This is a genomic window from Streptomyces sp. NPDC031445, assembly GCF_055581365.1.
Window position 1 is genome coordinate 262335 of sequence record NZ_JBVIJO010000004.1, and the last position, 19820, is coordinate 282154.

At 74.6% G+C, this 19820-nt stretch carries 14 protein-coding genes; 9 read left to right on the forward strand and 5 right to left on the reverse strand.

What is annotated here, in order from left to right; translation table 11 throughout:
* The first annotated feature begins 215 nt into the window (after positions 1-215).
* Positions 216-638 (forward strand): cobalamin B12-binding domain-containing protein, encoded by a 423-nt coding sequence (locus ACZ5DC_RS13940; RefSeq protein ID WP_366748622.1) that lies wholly within the window; start codon positions 216-218, stop codon positions 636-638.
* Positions 639-979: 341 nt separating this feature from the next.
* Here the strand turns inward: ACZ5DC_RS13940 and ACZ5DC_RS13945 are convergent, their stop codons facing one another.
* Together ACZ5DC_RS13945 and ACZ5DC_RS13950 are read right to left on the reverse strand one after the other, a co-directional pair.
* Entirely contained in the window at positions 980-2815 is a 1836-nt protein-coding gene (locus ACZ5DC_RS13945) for a DUF5691 domain-containing protein (protein WP_468652427.1), read from the reverse strand.
* A gap of 62 nt (positions 2816-2877) precedes the next feature.
* On the reverse strand, positions 2878-4233 hold the full coding sequence (locus tag ACZ5DC_RS13950) for an SWIM zinc finger family protein (RefSeq protein WP_468652429.1): 1356 nt from the start codon (positions 4231-4233) through the stop codon (positions 2878-2880).
* A gap of 132 nt (positions 4234-4365) precedes the next feature.
* Here ACZ5DC_RS13950 and ACZ5DC_RS13955 point away from each other — a divergent pair, with 132 nt between their 5' ends.
* From ACZ5DC_RS13955 to sucD, 5 genes are all read left to right on the forward strand, one after another.
* Positions 4366-5496: an ATP-binding protein gene (locus ACZ5DC_RS13955; RefSeq protein ID WP_468652430.1), complete on the forward strand. Its 1131-nt coding sequence runs from the start codon at positions 4366-4368 to the stop codon at positions 5494-5496.
* A complete protein-coding gene (locus ACZ5DC_RS13960; protein ID WP_468652431.1) occupies positions 5493-8339 on the forward strand; it encodes a DUF5682 family protein in 2847 nt (948 codons plus the stop codon). The genes ACZ5DC_RS13955 and ACZ5DC_RS13960 overlap by 4 nt, the downstream gene beginning before the upstream one ends.
* Complete coding sequence (locus ACZ5DC_RS13965; protein WP_468652432.1) at positions 8336-9544, forward strand: VWA domain-containing protein; 1209 nt, start codon at positions 8336-8338, stop codon at positions 9542-9544. The genes ACZ5DC_RS13960 and ACZ5DC_RS13965 overlap by 4 nt, the downstream gene beginning before the upstream one ends.
* A gap of 471 nt (positions 9545-10015) precedes the next feature.
* The gene (gene sucC / locus ACZ5DC_RS13970; protein ID WP_171153557.1) at positions 10016-11194 is read left to right on the forward strand and encodes an ADP-forming succinate--CoA ligase subunit beta; all 1179 of its coding nucleotides are present in this window, start codon (positions 10016-10018) and stop codon (positions 11192-11194) included.
* 26 nt (positions 11195-11220) lie between these two features.
* Positions 11221-12105 (forward strand): succinate--CoA ligase subunit alpha, encoded by an 885-nt coding sequence (gene sucD, locus ACZ5DC_RS13975; protein WP_014674472.1) that lies wholly within the window; start codon positions 11221-11223, stop codon positions 12103-12105.
* Positions 12106-12183: 78 nt separating this feature from the next.
* Here the strand turns inward: sucD and ACZ5DC_RS13980 are convergent, their stop codons facing one another.
* Entirely contained in the window at positions 12184-13059 is an 876-nt protein-coding gene (locus tag ACZ5DC_RS13980; RefSeq protein WP_468652435.1) for a SigE family RNA polymerase sigma factor, read from the reverse strand.
* Between the two features lie 96 nt (positions 13060-13155).
* Here ACZ5DC_RS13980 and ACZ5DC_RS13985 point away from each other — a divergent pair, with 96 nt between their 5' ends.
* Complete coding sequence (locus tag ACZ5DC_RS13985; protein ID WP_468652437.1) at positions 13156-15285, forward strand: cell division protein PerM; 2130 nt, start codon at positions 13156-13158, stop codon at positions 15283-15285.
* A 5-nt stretch (positions 15286-15290) separates the two neighbouring features.
* Here ACZ5DC_RS13985 and ACZ5DC_RS13990 read toward each other — a convergent pair whose 3' ends face one another.
* Complete coding sequence (locus ACZ5DC_RS13990) at positions 15291-16280, reverse strand: hypothetical protein (protein WP_468652439.1); 990 nt, start codon at positions 16278-16280, stop codon at positions 15291-15293.
* A gap of 295 nt (positions 16281-16575) precedes the next feature.
* On the opposite strand from ACZ5DC_RS13990, the gene purN reads away from it, so the two are divergent.
* Positions 16576-17214 (forward strand): phosphoribosylglycinamide formyltransferase, encoded by a 639-nt coding sequence (purN, locus tag ACZ5DC_RS13995; protein ID WP_366748630.1) that lies wholly within the window; start codon positions 16576-16578, stop codon positions 17212-17214.
* On the forward strand, positions 17211-18773 hold the full coding sequence (purH, locus tag ACZ5DC_RS14000; protein WP_468652441.1) for a bifunctional phosphoribosylaminoimidazolecarboxamide formyltransferase/IMP cyclohydrolase: 1563 nt from the start codon (positions 17211-17213) through the stop codon (positions 18771-18773). Before purN ends, purH begins: the two co-directional genes overlap by 4 nt.
* 245 nt (positions 18774-19018) lie before the next feature.
* Here purH and ACZ5DC_RS14005 read toward each other — a convergent pair whose 3' ends face one another.
* Entirely contained in the window at positions 19019-19615 is a 597-nt protein-coding gene (locus ACZ5DC_RS14005; RefSeq protein ID WP_468652443.1) for a hypothetical protein, read from the reverse strand.
* Between the last annotated feature and the right edge of the window lie 205 nt (positions 19616-19820).

Sequence of the window (19820 nt, forward strand, 5' to 3'; positions counted from 1 at the left end):
CTCCTGTCGGCACACCGGGGGGCGGCTCGACCCCCGTGTGCCCTCATGTCCCACCATGTGATTTCCCCCTCGCCGCGCACCGTAAAACTGCCGCTTGCGGGATGCTGGAGATAACGTTCGTTCACTTCGCGACGGTGGCGGAACGCGCCAAAAGTGCGGTACTTGTCGATACGGACGGAAGCGATCGCTTCCGTGGTCGCTTGATGGAGGCAGTGATGGGTGTGGCAGCCGGTCCGATCCGCGTGGTGGTCGCCAAGCCAGGGCTCGACGGCCACGATCGTGGGGCCAAGGTCATCGCGCGGGCCCTGCGCGACGCCGGTATGGAGGTCATCTACACCGGGCTCCACCAGACGCCGGAGCAGATCGTCGACACCGCGATCCAGGAGGACGCCGACGCGATCGGCCTCTCCATCCTCTCGGGCGCCCACAACACGCTGTTCGCCGCCGTCATCGGCCTGCTCAAGGAGCGGGAGGCCGAGGACATCCTCGTCTTCGGCGGCGGCATCATCCCCGACGAGGACATCCCGCCGCTGAAGGAGAAGGGTGTCGCGGAGATCTTCACCCCCGGGGCGACGACCGCGTCGATCGTGGAGTGGGTCCGCGCGAACGTCCGCCAGCCGGCGGCATCGGGCGGCTGACCGGTTGATCGGCTGACCGGCTGTCTCCGGCGGCTGTTTCCTGGCGGCGCGGCTGTCTCCGAGCGGCGTTGCTTCCAGGGTTGCGCGGCTGGATCGCTCCTGGTGGTTGGGGGTCTCCTCCCGTCGGGCAGGCGGCTGCTCCGGGCCGTTCCGCGGCTGCTCGCGCGCGGTGGACGGCTGTCTCCGGCCGTCACGCGACGGTCCCCCGTCCAGCCCGTCCAGCCCGTCCCAAGGCCGGTCCGCAGCCGCGCCTGGCGGTTCCGCGGCTGCTCGCGCGGGCCAGGCGGCTGGCCTCGGCCGTCGCGCGGTCGCCGCCGGTGGCCGGGCGGTCCCTTCGCGGGTTACGCGGCTGCCTCCCGTGGTGGTGCGGGTGTCTCCGGTGGTTGCGCGGGTGTGCCCGGCGCAGGCGCGGTCTGGGCGGGCGGGGTCAGCTCCCGGGCCATCGCCGCCCGCAGCCGCAAGGTCGTGACCAGGCGCTGGAAGGCCTCCGCCCAGTACCCGCCGGCCCCCGGCGACGCGTCCTCCCGCTCGTCGGGAACCGCCAGCAGCGCCTCCAGCCGGACCGCCTCCGCCGGGTCCAGGCAGCGCTCCGCCAGGCCCATCACCCCGCTGAAGCTCCACGGGTAACTGCCCGCGTCCCGGGCGATGTTCAGGGCGTCCACGACCGCCTGGCCCAGCGGGGGAGCCCAGGGGACCGCGCATACCCCGAGCAACTGGAACGCCTCCGACAGGCCGTGCGTGGCGATGAACCCGGCGACCCACACGGCCCGTTCCGCCGGATCCAGCGCGGCCAGCAGCTTCGCCCGCTCCGCCAGGGACACCGCGCCCGGCCCACCCGCCTCGGGCGCCGAGGGCGAGCCGAGGAGCGCCCTCGACCACCCGGCATCCCGCTGCCGTACCGCCGCCCGGCACCAGGCCGCGTGCAGCTCACCCTGCCAGCCGTCCGCCACCGGCAGCGCGACGATCTCCTCAGGCGTGCGTCCGCCCAGCCGCCCCGGCCAGGCGCCGAGCGGGGCGGCCTCCACCAACTGGCCCAGCCACCAGGACCGTTCTCCCCGCCCCGCGGGCGGTGCGGCCACGACACCGTCCCGTTCCATGGCCGCGTCGCATTCGAGCGGCGCCTCCACCGCGATCGCCGGCGCGCTCCCCGTACGGTCCAGGGCCACGCACGCCGAGGCCCGTACGGCCATCCGCGCGGCGAGCGCCGAGCCCGGCAGCGCCGACAGCAGTTCCGCCGCCGTCGCCCGGACATTGCGGCTGCGGTCGCCCAGCGCCTGCTCCAGGAACGGCTCGTCGGCGTCCGACAGGCCCGTACGCAGCGAGTCGAGGAACATCAGCCGGTCCTCCGCCCGCTCCGTCGCCCATGTCGACGCCAGCAAGTCGCGGCCCAGCGCGGGCGTGTGGACGCGCAGGGCCCCCAGCAGTGCCGCCCGCTCGGCGAACAGCCCCTCCTGCCACAACCGGCGCACCGCCTCGGTGTCCGCCGGATCGGGCAGTGCCGCGCCGCCGCCGGGGGCCGCGCGCAGGGCGAACCGCCAGTCCGCGTTCAGCCGGGCCAGCCAGAGTGCGCGCGGGCCGGCGAAGGCCAGCGCCGCCGGACGCAGGTCCGTGCGGCCCCGGGCCGCGTCCAGCAGGGCGGGCAGCAGCTGCGGGGGTGCGGCGTACCCGTGCGCGTTGGCCGCCGCGAGCCACTGGGGGAGCAGCTCCATGAGGTCCGGGGAGCTGCCCCGCCGGCCGCCGGCCGCGCCGCCGGACCGGTCGGCCAGCAGGGTGGTGAGTCTGCGGGCCGCCGGTGCGGGCAGGGCGGGGCGTGGATCGGCGGGCGCCGGACCGGGCCGCCGTGCCGCCCGCGCGGGCCGCAGCCCGGCCCGCCGCCGTACGGTCGCCACGGCCGCCGCGTCGAGCAGGGCCACCGGCGCCGGACGGCCCGGTACGACGTGCGCCGGGGCACGCCGGTCGGTACCGAGGAGCGCGGTGGTGACCAGGTCCTCCCAGGAGGCGGCCGGGGCCGGCGGGGAGGGGGCCGCGGTCGTTCGGGAGGCCGCCGGGGCCTGTACGGGGTGCGCGGAGGAGCCGACCGAGTGGCGCTCGGTGTTCGCCGGACTCCCCCAGGAGTCCGCCGGATCGGTCGCCTCCCCGCCGGCCCGTGTCCCGCCGCTGGGCGGTGTCCCGTTCATCACGTTCCCTTCCCCTCCCTCTTCCGTTTCGTCTTCTTCCCTTCCGCGTTCGCCCGCCAGGGTCAGCACAGCGGTACCGCCTCGCCCTCTCCCTCCGCCCACGCCGTGAGCGGGGTGAAGCCGCGGTGGCCGCACTCGCCGAAGACCGTGACGGGGGCGCCGCCGGACAGGGCGACCAGCCGCCACAGGCCGGGCCGGGAGCGGGCGGCCCGGCTCACCGGCAGGGCCGTGTCCGTGTCGGCGTCGGCCAGTTGCCATCCGTCGCCGTCCGGGACCGGCGTCACCCGGTCCAGGGTGACGGGGACCGCGTCCAGCCACGGGTCGTCGCGCAGCGCCTCGCCGTACCGGGACACCGCCTCGGCGGTCGACACACCCGGCGGCCGGAACGCGGCCGGGGCCGGCGGGGCGAACCGCTCGCCCAGGGCGGCCCGGGACCGGCCGGAGCCCGGGTACGCCGTCAGCTCCGCCTCCAGGGCGAGGCCCACCGGCAGCGACAGCTCCGGCGCCCGGCCCGCCGCGCCGTAGGACACCAGCAGCCGGGTACCGCCGGACCCCGCGCCGTGCAGCCATATGCGGCGGGTCGTCAGTTTCGGGTCCACCGTGTCGTACTGGGCGAGCACCAGCCAGCGGTCGCGCGCCGGCGGGCCGTCCGGCGCGGCGGGCAGGCCGAGCCGGGAGCGGACCGTGGCCGCGAGGCCGTCCGGCAGCCGGTCGCGGTGCAGCCAGCCCTGGTCGAGCAGATGCAGCAGCGCGCACTCCTCCAGCAGCCGCGCCGGCCAGCCCGGACCGGACGCCGGGATCGCCCCCAGTTCCCGGACGCGGGCGGCCAGTCCCGGCGCCTGCGCGTCGACCATGCGGGCCGCCGTCTCGTCCCACAGGCCGTACCCCGCGTGTTCGGCCGCGGCCAGGCCGCCGCGCAGCAGATCGGCCAGGCGCTGCTCCAGCTCGCTCGCGCCCGCCGTGACCCGCTCGGCCCGGCGCTCGGCCCGCCGCCGGGCCGCCTCCGGATCGGCGGGCCCGGCGGCCGGACCCGCCTCGGCCCGCGCCCGTCCGCTCCCGGCACGTCCGCGCCGGTCCGCGAGCCACTGCCCGGCCCACTCCGGCGGCCGCGCGGCGGCCGGCACCGCGCCGTCGTCACCCGCCCACAGCAGGAGCAGCCCGAGCGCGTGCTTGCACGGGAACTTACGGCTCGGACAACTGCACTTGTACGCCGGCCCGGCCGCGCCGGCCAGGTCCACCACCGTCTGGTACGGCCTGCTGCCGCTGCCCTTGCACAGCCCCCACACCGTCCCCTCTCCGCTCCCCGTCCCGGACCACGGCCCGGCCACGGTGAGTTTGCTCCCGGCCTTGCGTGACGCGGCGTCAGGCGCCAGTGCCAGCACCTGGTCCGCGGTCCAGCGCACCCCCTGCTCAGTCATGTCACCGACGGTAGGTCCCGCCACTGACAATCGGTCCGGCAAGCGCGTATCCGCTGGTCAGAGCGATTGTCAGTGGCGTGGTGCACGGTTGATGCCAGATCCGAACCGGCCGAGCTGGAGGGGGCCTCAGCCATGTCTGTGTCCGTGGAACCGACGACCGCCGCACCCGACCGCGACGAGACCGCACAGGCGTTGCGACCGCACGCCGAGCACGCCTTCGCGGCCGAACTCGCCGCGCTCGCCGCCCAGGACGACCGCCCGCGCCCGGCCCGCTGGAAGCTGTCGCCGTGGGCGGTGGCGACGTACCTGCTCGGCGGCACGCTGCCGGACGGCACGGTGATCACCCCCAAGTACGTGGGCCCGCGCCGCATCGTCGAGGTCGCCGTCACCACGCTCGCCACCGACCGCGCCCTGCTCCTGCTCGGCGTGCCCGGCACCGCGAAGACCTGGGTGTCGGAACACCTGGCAGCCGCCGTGAGCGGTGACTCCACGCTGCTGGTGCAGGGCACGGCCGGCACCCCGGAGGAGGCGATCCGGTACGGCTGGAACTACGCGCAGCTCCTCGCGCACGGCCCGAGCCGCGACGCGCTCGTGCCCAGCCCCGTCATGCGCGCCATGGCCGAGGGCATGACCGCCCGGGTGGAGGAGCTGACCCGCATCCCGGCCGACGTGCAGGACACGCTGATCACGATCCTGTCCGAGAAGACCCTGCCCATTCCCGAACTGGGCGAAGAGGTCCAGGCGGTCCGCGGCTTCAACCTCATCGCCACCGCCAACGACCGCGACCGCGGGGTCAACGACCTCTCCAGCGCCCTGCGCCGCCGGTTCAACACCGTGGTGCTGCCGCTGCCGGAGAGCGCCGACGCCGAGGTCGACATCGTCACCCGGCGGGTCGAGCAGCTCGGCCGCTCCCTCGACCTGCCGGCCGCGCCCGACGGCATCGAGGAGATCCGGCGGGTCGTCACCGTCTTCCGCGAGCTGCGCGACGGCGTCACCGCCGACGGCCGCACGAAGCTGAAGTCGCCCAGCGGCACGCTGTCCACGGCGGAGGCCATCTCCGTCGTCGCGAACGGCCTCGCGCTCGCCACCCACTTCGGCGACGGCGTGCTGCGGCCGGGAGACGTCGCCGCGGGCATCCTCGGCGCCGTCGTCCGGGACCCGGCGGCCGACCGGGTCGTGTGGCAGGAGTACCTGGAGACGGTCGTGCGCGAGCGCGAGGGCTGGACCGACTTCTACCGCGCCTGCCGGGAGGTGAGCGCGTGACCGGCACCGGCGGGAGCACGGCGTACGCCGCCGGGCCGCTGCTGCTCGGGGTGCGGCACCACGGGCCCGGGTCCGCGCGCGCGGTGCGGGCCGCGCTGGACGCCGCCCGGCCGGCCGCCGTGCTGATCGAGGGCCCGCCCGAGGCCGACGCGCTGGTCCCGCTGGCCGCCGACCCGGGCCTGCGGCCCCCGGTCGCCCTGCTCGCCCACGCCGTGGACGAGCCCGGATGCTCGGCGTTCTGGCCGTTCGCCGAGTTCAGCCCCGAGTGGGTGGCCCTGCGGTGGGCCCTCGACCAGGGCGTCCCGGCCCGCTTCATCGACCTGCCGGCCACGCACACGCTGGCGTGGCAGAAGGAAGCGGACGAGTCCGGCGACGGCGATGACGGCGTCGACGCCGAAGAGCCCGGGCCCGGGCTCGATCCGGTTCCCGATCCCCGTCCCGGTGACCAGGTCCGCGTCGACCCGCTCGCCGTGCTCGCCGAGGCGGCCGGGTACGACGATCCCGAGCGCTGGTGGGAGGACGTCGTCGAGCACCGGGGGCCGGGCGCCCGTGACCCCTTCGCGCCGTTCGCGGCCGTGGCCGAGGCCATGGAAGCGCTGCGCGAGCGGTACGGCGCCGGCGGGCGTCCCCGGGACCTCGTCCGCGAGGCGCACATGCGGCTCAGGCTGCGGGACGCGCGCAAGGAGTTCGGGGACGCGGTGGCCGTGGTCTGCGGGGCCTGGCACGTGCCCGCGCTGCGCGAGAGGACCACCGTCACCGCCGACCGGGCGCTGCTCAAGGGGCTGCCCAGGACCAGGGCCGACCTGACCTGGGTGCCGTGGACGCACCGCAGGCTGGCCCGGTCCGGCGGCTACGGCGCCGGCATCGACTCGCCCGGCTGGTACGGGCACCTGTTCCACGCCCCCGACCGGCCGGTCGAGCGGTGGCTGACGAAGGTGGCCCGGCTGCTGCGCGAGGAGGACCGGATCGTGTCCTCCGCGCACGTCATCGAGGCCGTACGGCTCGCGGAGACCCTGGCCGCGCTGCGCGGCCGTCCGCTGCCCGGGCTGGGCGAGACCACGGACGCGGTGCGGGCGGTGCTGTGCGACGGCTCGGACGTGCCGCTGGCGCTGGTGCACGACCGGCTGGTGGTCGGGGACGTCCTGGGCGAGGTCCCGGAGTCGGCGCCCGCGGTGCCGTTGCAGCGTGACCTGGCCCGCCGGCAGCGGTCGCTGCGGCTGAAGCCCGAGGCGCTGGAGCGCGAGCTGGAGCTGGATCTGCGCGGGGACACCGACGCCGGCCGCAGCAGGCTGCTGCACCGGCTGCGGCTGCTCGGCGTGGGCTGGGGCGAGCCGGTGCGGTCCCGGGGGAGCACGGGCACGTTCCGGGAGACCTGGCGGCTGCGGTGGGAGCCCGAGCTGTCGGTACGGGTGGCCGAGGCGGGCGTGTGGGGGACGACCGTCCACGCGGCGGCACGGGCCAAGGCGGAGGCGGACGCGACGGGGGCGCGAGCACTCGCCGACGTGACCGCGCTCGCCGAGCAGTGCCTGCTGGCGGGACTGACGGACGCGCTGCCCGTGGTCATGCGGGTGCTCGCCGACCGGGCGGCCCTGGACACCGACGTCGGCCACCTCGCCCAGGCCCTGCCCGCCCTGGTCCGCTCGCTGCGCTACGGCGACGTGCGCGGCACCGACACCGGCGCGCTGGCCGAGGTCGCGGCGGGCCTCGCCGAACGCGTCTTCGTCGGCCTGCCCCCGGCCTGCGTCGCACTCGACACGGACGCGGCGGAGGAAATGCGCGGCCACGTCGACGCCGTGCACACGGCGGTGGGACTGCTGACGGAGAGCCTGGCCGGGGCGGCGGGCGGGGGCGCCGATGTGCGTGCCGGTGCGGGCGGGAACGGTGCCGGTGCGGCTGCGGGGGCGGCTGGTGAGGGCGCTCGCGGCTCCGGGGAGGCCGTGGCCGTGGAGGGCGCCGATGGGGCCGCGGCGCGGGGTGAGGATGCCGCTGACCCCGCGGGAGACGGTGGGGGAGGGACCGGTGTGCCCGCGGGTGCGGTCGGTGGGGGCGCCGATGCGTCTGCCGGTGCGGCTGCGAGAGGGACAGGCGGGGGCACCGGTGTGCCTGCGGGGGCGGCCGGTGACGGCGCCCATGCGCCTGCGGGCGTGGGCGGTGATGACGCCGGTACGGGTGCCGGTGCGGGTGCGGGTGCGGGTGCGGCGGTCGGCGGAGCCGGGGGCGGGCTGCGGGGGCGTTGGCGGGCCGTGTTGCGGGTGCTGGCCCTGCGGGACACCGTGCCCGGGGTCATCCGGGGCCGCGCCGTGCGGCTGTTGCTGGACGACGGGGCGCTGGCGTCCGGGGAGGCGGCCCGGCTGATGGGGCTCGCGCTGTCGCCGGGCACCCCTCCCGCCGTGGCCGCCGCCTGGGTGGAGGGCTTCGCCGGTGGTGGGGGCGGCCTGCTGCTCGTGCACGACGAGCGGCTGCTCGCCCTGCTGGACACCTGGCTGACGGGGGTTCCGGCGGACGCCTTCACGGACGTACTGCCGCTGCTGCGGCGCACCTTCGCGGCGTACGAGCCGGGCGTGCGCCGAACCCTCGGCGAACTGGTCCGGCGCGGTCCCGCGGGCAGACCCGGCGGGACCCCGGCCCAGGGCGCCGGCATCCCCGGCTTCGCCGTCGAACCGGACACCGGGCGTGCCGACGCCGTCCTCCCGGTACTGCGGCTGCTCCTCGGCCTGGACGCGCACCTCGACACGGTGCCCGTCCCCGCGCACACCCCTCCACCCGGCGCGCACCGCGAGGCGATACGCACCGCGGCACCCGATTCCACGTACGACGACTGCCTCACGGGGGTGGGCACATGACGGACAGGACAGACGGGACGGACAGGACGGACAGGGCCGTGGCATCCGCGGACGTGGGCGACCCCTCGCGGGAGCGGCTGCGGCGGTGGCGGCTCGTGCTCGGCGGGGAGCAGGCCGACGGCACCGGGTACGCGCTGTCCGGGCGGGACGCGGCGATGGACGGCACGCTGGCCGCCCTCTACGGCAGGGGCGACAAGCCGCAGACGGGCCGGGACCGGTCGGCGGGGCTCGGTGCCTCGGCGCCGTCCGTGGCGCGCTGGCTCGGGGACATCCGCCGCTACTTCCCGTCCTCCGTCGTCCAGGTCATGCAGCGCGACGCCATCGACCGCCTCGGCCTCGCCTCCCTGCTGCTGGAGCCGGAGATGCTGGAGGCGGTGGAGGCGGACGTGCACCTGGTCGGCACGCTGCTCTCGCTGCACAAGGCGATGCCGGAGACGACCCGGGAGACGGCCCGCGCGGTCGTGCGCAAGGTGGTGGAGGACCTGGAGAAGCGGCTCGCCACCCGTACCCGGGCCACCCTCACCGGCGCCCTGGACCGCAGTGCCCGCGTCACCCGCCCGCGCCACCACGACATCGACTGGAACCGCACCGTCGCGGCCAACCTGAAGCACTATCTGCCCGAGTACCGCACGGTCGTGCCGCAGCGGCTCGTCGGCTACGGGCGGGCAGCGCGGTCGGTGAAGAAGGAGGTCGTGCTCTGCATCGACCAGTCCGGGTCGATGGCGTCGTCCGTGGTGTACGCGTCGGTGTTCGGCGCGGTCCTCGCCTCGACGCGGTCGATCAGCACCCGGCTGGTCGTCTTCGACACGGCGGTCGTCGATCTCACCGACCAGCTGGACGACCCCGTCGACGTGCTGTTCGGCACGCAGCTCGGCGGCGGTACCGACATCAACCGGGCGCTCGCCTACTGCCAGGCGCGGATCACCCGGCCGGCCGAGACCGTCGTCGTGCTGATCAGCGATCTCTTCGAGGGCGGTATCCGCCAGGAGATGCTGAAGCGGGTCGCGGCGATGAAGGCGTCGGGGACGCAGTTCGTGGCGCTGCTCGCGCTGTCGGACGAGGGGGCGCCCGCCTACGACCGCGAGCACGCGGCGGCGCTCGCCGCACTCGGCGCACCGGCCTTCGCCTGTACGCCCGACCTGTTCCCCGAGGTGATGGCCGCCGCGCTGGAGAAGCGGCCCCTGCCGATACCGGAGACGGCGTGACACCGGGCGGGAAGGGGCACCCGGTAAGCGGAGTGGGTGGCGCGCACAGCTCCGCGGGGTGTCCCGCCCGGGTGGTCGAAAGCCGTCGGCTCGTCCGGGCGGAGCCCCGCGGACCGGGTGCGTGGTCCCCATTGGGGTGGGGATCAAGCGCCCCGGCCCCGGGTCGCCCCCGGGGCCGCCAGGGGGTCTCACCGGGTCAACCCCAGCCCGGTGAGGCCTCGCGGAACGCCCGTACCGCACCCGGAGGCGGCACGCCGTGCCAGGTAAACCGGCATCATGTGACAGGTATCACCGCTCAGGTGTGACCCGCGATTTAGAGGGCCCCCGCAAGCAGCGATAACCTGCGAGACGGACATGCCGCGCGCTCGGACACCGTGTGCGCTTCCCTAGTGACAGCGGACGTCACGTTGCCCTTCGCGGCACGCCCACGCATCCAACGAACCGCGAGATCACTGATAGGGACGGAAGCGCGTGGACCTGTTCGAGTACCAGGCGAGGGACCTCTTCGCCAAGCACGATGTACCGGTGCTGGCCGGTGAAGTCATCGACACGCCTGAGGCGGCGCGCGAGATCACCGAGCGGCTCGGCGGCAAGTCCGTCGTCAAGGCGCAGGTGAAGGTCGGTGGTCGCGGCAAGGCCGGCGGCGTCAAGCTGGCCGCCTCCCCGGACGAGGCCGTCGCCCGTGCGACGGACATCCTCGGCATGGACATCAAGGGCCACACGGTCCACAAGGTCATGATCGCCGAGACCGCTCCGGAGATCGTCGAGGAGTACTACGTCTCCTTCCTCCTCGACCGTGCCAACCGCACCTTCCTGTCCATCGCCTCCGTCGAGGGCGGCATGGAGATCGAGGAGGTGGCGGCCACCCGCCCGGAGGCCGTCGCCAAGACCCCGATCGACCCGATCGACGGTGTGGACGAGGCCAAGGCCCGCGAGATCGTGGAGGCCGCCAAGTTCCCGGCCGAGGTCGCGGACAAGGTCGTCAACGTCCTGGTCAAGCTGTGGGACACCTTCATCAAGTCGGACGCCCTCCTCGTCGAGGTCAACCCGCTCGCGAAGGTCGCCTCCGGTGAGGTCCTCGCGCTCGACGGCAAGGTGTCGCTCGACGACAACGCCGAGTTCCGTCACCCCGAGTACGAGGCGCTCCACGACAAGGCCGCGGCCAACCCGCTCGAGGCCGCCGCCAAGGAGAAGAACCTCAACTACGTCAAGCTCGACGGCGAGGTCGGCATCATCGGCAACGGCGCCGGTCTCGTCATGAGCACCCTGGACGTCGTCGCGTACGCCGGTGAGAAGCACGGTGGCGTCAAGCCCGCCAACTTCCTGGACATCGGCGGTGGCGCCTCCGCCCAGGTGATGGCGAACGGCCTGGAGATCATCCTGGGCGACCCGGACGTCAAGTCCGTCTTCGTGAACGTCTTCGGTGGCATCACCGCCTGCGACGAGGTCGCCAACGGCATCGTGCAGGCCCTGAAGCTCCTGGAGGACCGCGGCGAGAAGGTCGAGAAGCCGCTCGTCGTCCGCCTCGACGGCAACAACGCCGAGCTGGGCCGGAAGATCCTCACGGACGCCAACCACCCGCTGGTGCAGCGCGTCGACACCATGGACGGCGCGGCCGACAAGGCCGCCGAGCTGGCCGCCGCCAAGTAAGCACGAGGACGAGGACTCAAACCACCATGGCTATCTGGCTCAACAAGGACAGCAAGGTCATCGTCCAGGGCATGACCGGCGCCACCGGCATGAAGCACACCAAGCTCATGCTCGGTGACGGCACGAACGTCGTGGGCGGCGTGAACCCGCGCAAGGCGGGTCAGACCGTGGACTTCGACGGCACCGAGGTACCCGTCTTCGGCACCGTCAAGGAGGCCGTCGAGAAGACCGGCGCCAACGTCTCCGTCATCTTCGTGCCGGAGAAGTTCACCAAGGACGCGGTCGTCGAGGCCATCGACGCCGAGATCCCGCTGGCCGTCGTGATCACCGAGGGCATCGCCGTGCACGACACGGCCGCCTTCTGGGCGTACGCCGGCAAGAAGGGCAACAAGACCCGCATCATCGGCCCGAACTGCCCCGGCATCATCACCCCGGGCCAGTCGAACGTCGGCATCATCCCGGGCGACATCACGAAGCCGGGCCGCATCGGCCTGGTGTCGAAGTCCGGCACGCTGACGTACCAGATGATGTACGAGCTGCGGGACATCGGCTTCTCCACCGCCGTCGGCATCGGTGGCGACCCGATCATCGGCACCACGCACATCGACGCCCTGGCCGCGTTCCAGGACGACCCCGACACCGACCTGATCGTGATGATCGGTGAGATCGGCGGCGACGCCGAGGAGCGCGCGGCCGCGTTCATCAAGGAGAACGTGACCAAGCCGGTCGTCGGCTACGTCGCGGGCTTCACCGCGCCCGAGGGCAAGACCATGGGCCACGCCGGCGCCATCGTCTCCGGTTCGTCCGGCACCGCCCAGGCGAAGAAGGAGGCCCTGGAGGCCGCGGGCGTCAAGGTCGGCAAGACCCCGACCGAGACGGCGAAGCTGGCCCGGGAGATCCTGAGCGCCTGAGCTTCCCCTTCGCGCAGACCGGCAGGCCCGTTCCCCCGCCCGGGGCGGGCCTGCCGGCGTTTGCCGGAGCGTCACCGCTCACTTCGGCTCCGGTGCCAGTCTCTCCGGCCCGCTCGCCTGCGACCGGCGGAGCTTCGTGCGCAGTTGCTGCTCCTGCCGGGAGAGCGGGCCCAGCCCGGCCGGTGGGGGCACGCCCTGCACCGCCTGGGCGGGTGCGACCGGGGCCTCGTAGCGCGTCGGTGCGGTGCGCAGCGTGAGCGTGGTCGCGCCGATGATCGTCACGGTGAAGGCGATGGCCGCGCGGGTCCAGAAGACGTTCCGCCGTTCGGAGCCGGTGCGTACCGTCGTCGGCCTCTCCGCGCGCAGCCGCTCCCTGGAGGCCAGTTCGAGCATGCGGCGGTGCAGCTTCTCCGGATCGGCCAGTTCCGGCAGCAGTGCGGCCACCGCCTCCCGGGCGTGGAGCAGCCGGTTGGCGGCGGCCGGTGTGCTGGCCTCCGTCTCCGCCGCCGTCTCGGGAAGGTCGAGGCCCACACCGTCGTACAGCACGAGCGTGCGCCGGTACGACGCCGGCAGCCGGAGCAGGGCGTTCAGCAGTGCTTGGTCGGCCGGGTCGGCGGGCGGGGGTTCCGGTGAGCGGTAGCGGGGGCGGAAGCGGTGCCAGGGGGAGAGCGCGCAGTCGTACGCGACCGCCCGTACCCAGCCGGCCGGGTCGCGGTCCCGGGCCACCTCGGGCCAGCGCTGCCAGGCCAGCTGGAAGGCCCGTTCCACGGCTTCGCGGGCCAGCTCCCGGCGCCCGGTGAGCAGATAGGTCTGGCGCACGAGGGCGGGGGCGCAGAAGGCGTACAGCGCGTCGAAGGCCTGAGCGGGAGTCAGCGAGGGCGCCTGTCCGGCCGTCAGACGCGTGTCAGCCGCCCGGTTCTGAGGGTCTGTCGGCTCGGGACTCTGTGTCGTCACGATGCACCCTTCTGTACGAAAAAGAACATAAACGTATATTGAGCGACACTTCGGAGGTTCGCCTGTTACGACGGGAAAGCGCGTGTCGTTGGGAGCATGGCGAGCGTGATCCCGATGACCGTTCGCCGCACCTCGACGTCGCCCCTGGCCAACCGGATGCGCGACCGCTCACCCGGACTCGGCGCGAGCCTGCTGGGCGGTGCCGTCGCGGCCGGGCTGGGCCTCGCCTCGTTCGCCGTGCTCGTGATGATGCTGTGGGTCAGCTCGCCCTATCCGGACGACGGACCGGACGGCGCGCTGCGCATCGCCGCCGCCCTGTGGCTGCTGGCGCACGGAGTGGAACTGACCCGCACCGGCACCCTCTCCGGCGCGCCCATGCCCGTCGGCGTCACCCCGCTGCTGCTGCTCGCCCTGCCGCTGTGGCTGCTGTTCCGGGCGGCGCGGGACGCCACCGACGCGTCCGCCGAACCCGACGGCCCGCCGCCGGTGCGGGCGCGTACGGCGTGGACGGGCGTGGTCCTCGGCTATCTGGGTGTCGGCACCGCCGCGGCCTTGTACAGCTGTCGGGGTGAACTGCGCCCGGAGTGGATCTGGGTGACGGTGTGTCTGCCGCTGGTCGCGGCGGGCGCGGCCGGTGCCGGGGTGTGGTCGGCGTACGGCCGCCCGCACGAGCCGGTGCTGCGCGCCCTGGTGGTGGTGCCGGGACCGGTGCGGCGGCTGGTGTTCGGCACGGACGAGTGGGCGCGGCTGAGCGCGGCCGTGCGCGCCGCCGGTGCCGCGACGACGGTGCTGTTCGGGGGTGGCGCGCTGCTGGTCGGGGTGTCACTGGTGTGGCACGGCGAGCTCGCGCGGGCCTCCTTCGTCCAGCTGACGGGGGGCTGGACGGGACGGTTCGCCGTGCTGCTGCTCGGTATGGCGCTGATCCCCAACGCGGCCGTCTGGGCCGCCTCCTACGCGCTCGGCCCCGGCTTCCTCCTCGGCGCCGGACACCTGGTCCACCCCCTCGCCTCCGACCCGGCCCCGCTCCTGCCGCCGTTCCCGCTGCTGGCAGCGGTCCCGGACCCGGGCGCCGGTACGCCGGGGAACTGGGCGGCGGGGATGGTGCCGGCGGTGGCCGGGATGACGGCGGGGTGGTTCGTGGCGCGGGCGGCCGTGCGCCGGCCGGAGGCCGGGGGACCGGCGCGGGCCCGCTGGTCGGCCGGCCGTACCGCCGGGGTGGTGCTGCTGACGGCACTGGTCTGCGCGGCGGCCCTCGCCCTGCTCGCCGCGCTGGCGGGCGGTTCCCTGGGCGTCGCCGCGCTGTCCCGCCTCGGCCCGCCGTGGTGGCGGACCGGGGGAGCGGCCGGGGCCTGGACGCTGGTGTTCGCGCTGCCGGTGGCCCTGACCGCCCGGGCCTGGCGGCTGCGCACCTGGCCGCGGCGCCACGACGGCGCCCCGGGCCCGGAGGCGGGGGCCGCGGCCCCGAAGGGGGCGCAGGGCGGCAAGGGTGCGGTGGCGCCGGCGGTCGCGGCGAAGGGCGGCGTGGGAGCCGTGGTGCCGACGGGGGAGGGGGCGGAGACGCGGGCCGCGGGAGACGCCGGGGTGGCGGCGACCACGGGCCGGGGCGCGGGCGGGGCGGCCGGTGGAGCCGGGCACGGCGAGGTTCGGCCCGCCCCGGCCGACGGCGGTGCCGGGAGCGGGGACACGGCGGGCTTGCTCAAGGCGCGGGGCCGGGGCGAGGACGGCAGGGCGGGTACGGCGGCTCGGGCGGGGGCGGTGACCGCTGCGGCCGGGGCGGAGGAGGACCGGTACGAGGTGCTTCCCGCCGCCGACGCGTTCCCGACCTCGTACCCGGCTCCGGCTCCCGCGCCGGCCCGGAGTCCGCTTCCGGGCCCCGCGCCGGTCCCGCATCCGGTCGCCGAGCCGTTCGCCGGGGGCCGGTACGACGACGGTGCCCGTGCCTCCCGCCGGGCGGCCCCGGAGCAGGCGGCGGGAACCCCGGAGAAAGCGCGCGAGACCGCGCGCGAGGCGATGCGTGAGAACGCCCCCGGGGGCGCCGTCCCCGACGCCGCGCCCCGGCCGCGCACGGAGTCACACGCCGGGGCGCGCCCCGGGACACACCCTGGCGCGCACGCCGGGCCCCGGCCGGAACCGGACGCCGGCCGGCGCCCCGGGCCCCGACCCGAAGCGAGCCCCGGCCCCGGCCCGGACCCAGGCCCCACCCCTCGGCCGGGCTCCTCCGGGTGAGCGGCTCAGCTGTTCTGCGTGCCCAGCACGCCCCGCAGCTCACGGGGCAGCAGGGTGTCGCAGGACTGCTTGGCCTCGTGGGTGAGGGCGTCGCTGACGCAGGTGTAGTAGTCGCGGTAGACGAGCTGGACGGTGAAGGTGGAGGCCACCAGGACCAGCGCCAGGCCCGCCGTGACCAGGCCGCTGACGGCCGCCGTCGTCTGCGGCCGGCCGGCCGGGGCGGCGGGCCCGCCGGGGGCCGCCGGGGCGTCCGGGGACGGCCGGCGCGGCTTGGCGCGCAGGGCGCTGATGCCCCAGTACAGGGCGAGCGCACCCAGCAGCAGGGCTACGTAGGGCCAGCTGAACAGGGCGAAGAAGACCGCCCACATGCCGGAGAGCAGGGCGTACCGCGCGCGGCGCTGGGCCGGGTCCGTCGGGTCCCAGCGCATGCCGGGGCCGGCCGGTCCGCCGGGGCCCTGGGGACCGCCGCCCGGGCGTTCGCCGAAGTTGCCGGGCGAGCGGCCGGGCTGCCGGTCACTCCACTGACTGCCCCAGGGAGCGTGGCCACCGGGCCCCTGGCCGCCACCGGGTCCCTGTCCGGGAGCCTGCCCCGGACCCGGGCCGTACCCCGGACCCTGACCGGCACCCTGACCCTGACCATGTCCGTGCCCGGCGCCGGACGGGTCCCCGTGATGACGGGGCCGCCACGGCTGGTCGGGAACGCCCTCCGGCGGCGGCGCGAACGGATTGTCGTCCTGCCGCTCACCGCCCGGCCCGGAGCCGCCCGAACCGGAATCACCGTGCCCGGAGCCGCCCGAACCGGAACCACCGTGCCCGGAGCCGCCCGAGCCACCGTGTCCCGGGCCTGCCTGACCGGCGCCCCCTTGGCCGGAACCACCCCGTGGCGACTCCGTGGGCGGCGAGGTCGGGCGCTCCCGCAGCAGTGCGGCGCCACGCTCGCCCCCCTGGGCCGGGCGCGGCGGGAACGTGAGGAGTCGCAGGCTGCGATCGGGCATCAAAAGAGCGTCTTCCCCTAGGTGACTACGGCTGTCCGGCATGAGCTTCCACCCCGTGAACGCACCGCACGACGACCCGGTTCCCGAGGCTGCTCCTTCGTGACTCGTTGCGAACGCTACCGTCCGGCCGCCCACCCGTCCCGAGGGCCCCTTCCCCGGTGCCGGTATCGTTGCTGGCGGTCGGCCGCTTCGTAGACTTCCCCGTATCGGGGGGCGTGAAGCATTCGTACGACTGTACAAACCCGCCGTACGGATCCGGCCGTACACGGACCGCAACCCCAGAAAGGGCCCCATCGTGGCCGCCACCACCGCCGGCCCGGCAGTCAAGCGCCTCGTCGTGCTGGTCTCCGGCTCCGGCACCAATCTCCAGGCGCTGCTGGACGAGATCGCCGCCGTCGGCGCCGAGGCGTACGGCGCCCGGGTCGTGGCCGTCGGCGCGGACCGCACCGGCATCGAGGGGCTGGCCCGCGCCGAACGCGCCGGCATCCCCACCTTCGTGTGCAGGGTCAAGGACCACGGCTCCCGCGAGGAGTGGGACGCCGCCCTCGCCGAGGCGGTGGCCGCCCACCGGCCCGACCTCGTCGTCTCCGCCGGGTTCATGAAGATCGTCGGCAAGGAGTTCCTCGCGCGGTTCGGCGGGCGGTTCGTGAACACCCACCCGGCCCTGCTGCCCAGTTTTCCCGGGGCCCACGGAGTCCGTGACGCCCTCGCGTACGGCGCCCGGGTCACCGGCTGCACCGTCCACTTCGTCGACGACGGCGTCGACACCGGCCCGATCATCGCCCAGGGCGTGGTCGAGATCCGGGACGAGGACGACGAGAGCGCGCTGCACGAGCGCATCAAGGAAGTCGAGCGAAGGCTGCTCGTCGAGGTCGTGGGGCGGCTCGCCCGCAACGGCTATCGCATCGAGGGACGAAAGGTAGTTATCCAGTGACCGCCGAGAGCAACAAGCGGGCCATCCGTCGCGCGCTCGTCAGCGTCTATGACAAGTCCGGCCTGGAGGAGCTGGCCCGCGGGCTGCACGAGGCCGGTGTGGAGCTGGTCTCCACCGGGTCGACGGCCGGGCGGATCGCCGCCGCCGGTGTCCCCGTCATCAAGGTCGAGGAGCTGACCGGCTTCCCCGAGTGCCTGGACGGCCGGGTGAAGACCCTGCACCCGAAGGTGCACGCCGGCATCCTCGCCGACCTGCGGCTGGACAGCCACCGCGAGCAGCTCGCCGAGCTGGGCGTGGAGCCGTTCGACCTGGTCGTCGTCAACCTCTACCCGTTCCGCGAGACGGTCGCCTCCGGTGCCTCGGACGACGAGTGCGTGGAGCAGATCGACATCGGCGGCCCGTCCATGGTCCGCGCCGCGGCCAAGAACCATCCGTCGGTGGCCGTGGTCACCAGCCCGGAGCGGTACGCCGACGTCCTCGCCGCGGTGAAGGACGGCGGCTTCGACCTCGCCGCCCGCAAGCGGCTGGCCGCCGAGGCGTTCCGGCACACCGCCGAGTACGACATCGCCGTCTCCTCCTGGTTCGCCTCCTCCTACGCGCCCGCTGACGACTCGCGGTTCCCGGACTTCATCGCCTCCAGCCTGGAGCGCGCGCACACCCTGCGTTACGGCGAGAACCCGCACCAGCCCGCCGCCCTCTACACCTCCGGCGAGGGCGGCCTCGCGGCGGCCGAGCAGCTGCACGGCAAGGAGATGTCGTACAACAACTACACGGACACGGACGCCGCCCGCCGTGCCGCGTACGACCACGCCGAGCCCTGTGTCGCGATCATCAAGCACGCCAACCCGTGCGGCATCGCCATCGGCGCGGACGTCGCCGAGGCGCACCGCAAGGCGCACGCCTGCGACCCGCTGTCCGCGTTCGGCGGGGTCATCGCCGTGAACCGTCCGGTCAGCAGGGAGATGGCCGAGCAGGTCGCGGAGATCTTCACCGAGGTCATCGTGGCGCCGGACTACGAGGAGGGCGCGCTGGAGGCCCTCACCAAGAAGAAGAACATCCGCGTGCTGCGCTGCGCCGACGGCCCGGCCCAGCCGGTCGAGGTCAAGCCGATCGACGGCGGCGCCCTCCTCCAGGTCGCCGACCGGCTGCAGGCCGAGGGCGACGACCCGGCCCACTGGACGCTGGCCTCCGGCGAGGCCCTGGACGCGGACGAGCTGGCCCAGCTCGCGTTCGCGTGGAAGGCGTGCCGTGCGGTGAAGTCCAACGCGATCCTGCTGGCCAAGGACGGCGCCTCGGTCGGCGTCGGCATGGGCCAGGTCAACCGCGTCGACTCCTGCAAGCTGGCCGTCGAGCGGGCCGGCGAGGAGCGGGCCCGGGGTGCGTACGCTGCCTCCGACGCCTTCTTCCCCTTCCCGGACGGCCCGCAGATCCTCATCGACGCCGGTGTCCGGGCGATCGTCCAGCCGGGCGGTTCGATCCGTGACGAGCAGGTCGTGGAGGCCGCCAAGAAGGCGGGCGTGACCATGTACTTCACCGGGACGCGCCACTTCTTCCACTAGCCGCACCCGCGCCTTGGCCGGGTCCCGCCCGTCCCTGACAGGCGGGACCCGGCCGTACCGAGACGCGGCTGCTGCTGCGCGCCGTGGCCGGACTTGCGGAGCTGCGCGGGCAGGAGGAGCGGATCAGGCACGTGCTCCAGGCGCGCACCCTGCCCGCCCCGCGTCGGCCGCCGGGAACGACACCGGGCCGCACCCCGTCCGGGCGGACGGAACGCGGCCCTGGTGTGTGTCGGACGCGGCGCGGCTCAGTACTGCGGACGGTTGAACCAGGAGCCGCCGGCCTTGTTGGCGCAGAACACGATGATGAGGATGCTCAGCACCAGGCTGATCAGCGCGAGGAAGTTGCCGCCCAGCAGGTTCACCAGGCTGATCAGGGTGACCACCGAGCCGTAGACGATCGCCGAGACGCGGGCGCCGCCGCGTCCGCCCGCGAACTTGACGGCGGTGAAGATCGCCCAGAAGGCGAAGGCCAGGACGATGACGCCCAGGACGATCATCACGCCCACCCCGATGCTGGCGGCCTTGTCGGCGTCCGTCGACGAGACGCTGCCGTCCGATGAGATGGCGTCGCGGATCCGGTCGGCGAACAGGGCGCTGCCCAGGACCAGCAGCAGACCGCCGAGCGCCTGGCAGACGCCCAGGATCCAGAGGAACACGCGCGCGGCCTTCACCCCGCCCGGCATCTGGGCGGGCCCCGCCGGGTAGCCGTAGCCGGGCTGCTGGAACCCGGGGGCCGCCGGGTAGCCGTAGCCGGGCTGCTGCTGCGGGTAGCCGTAGTTGCCCTGCTGGCCCTGCTGGCCCTGCGGCGGGCCGTAGGGGTTGTTGGGGTCGCCAAAGCTCATGGCGGTCTTCCTCCGTCTGCTCACGTGCGGGGACGACGCGCGGCACGGTTCGGAGGAAGTTCTACAGATGCGGTCCGTCCCCCCGGTACTGCCCGCGGCACTGTCCGGTCATCGTTCTTTAACAGCCTCTTACTTGTCCAGCCGGGGGCGTCAGGCGTTGTGCAAGTGCAACATCGCTGATCATGCCGTGACACCCGGATTGGAA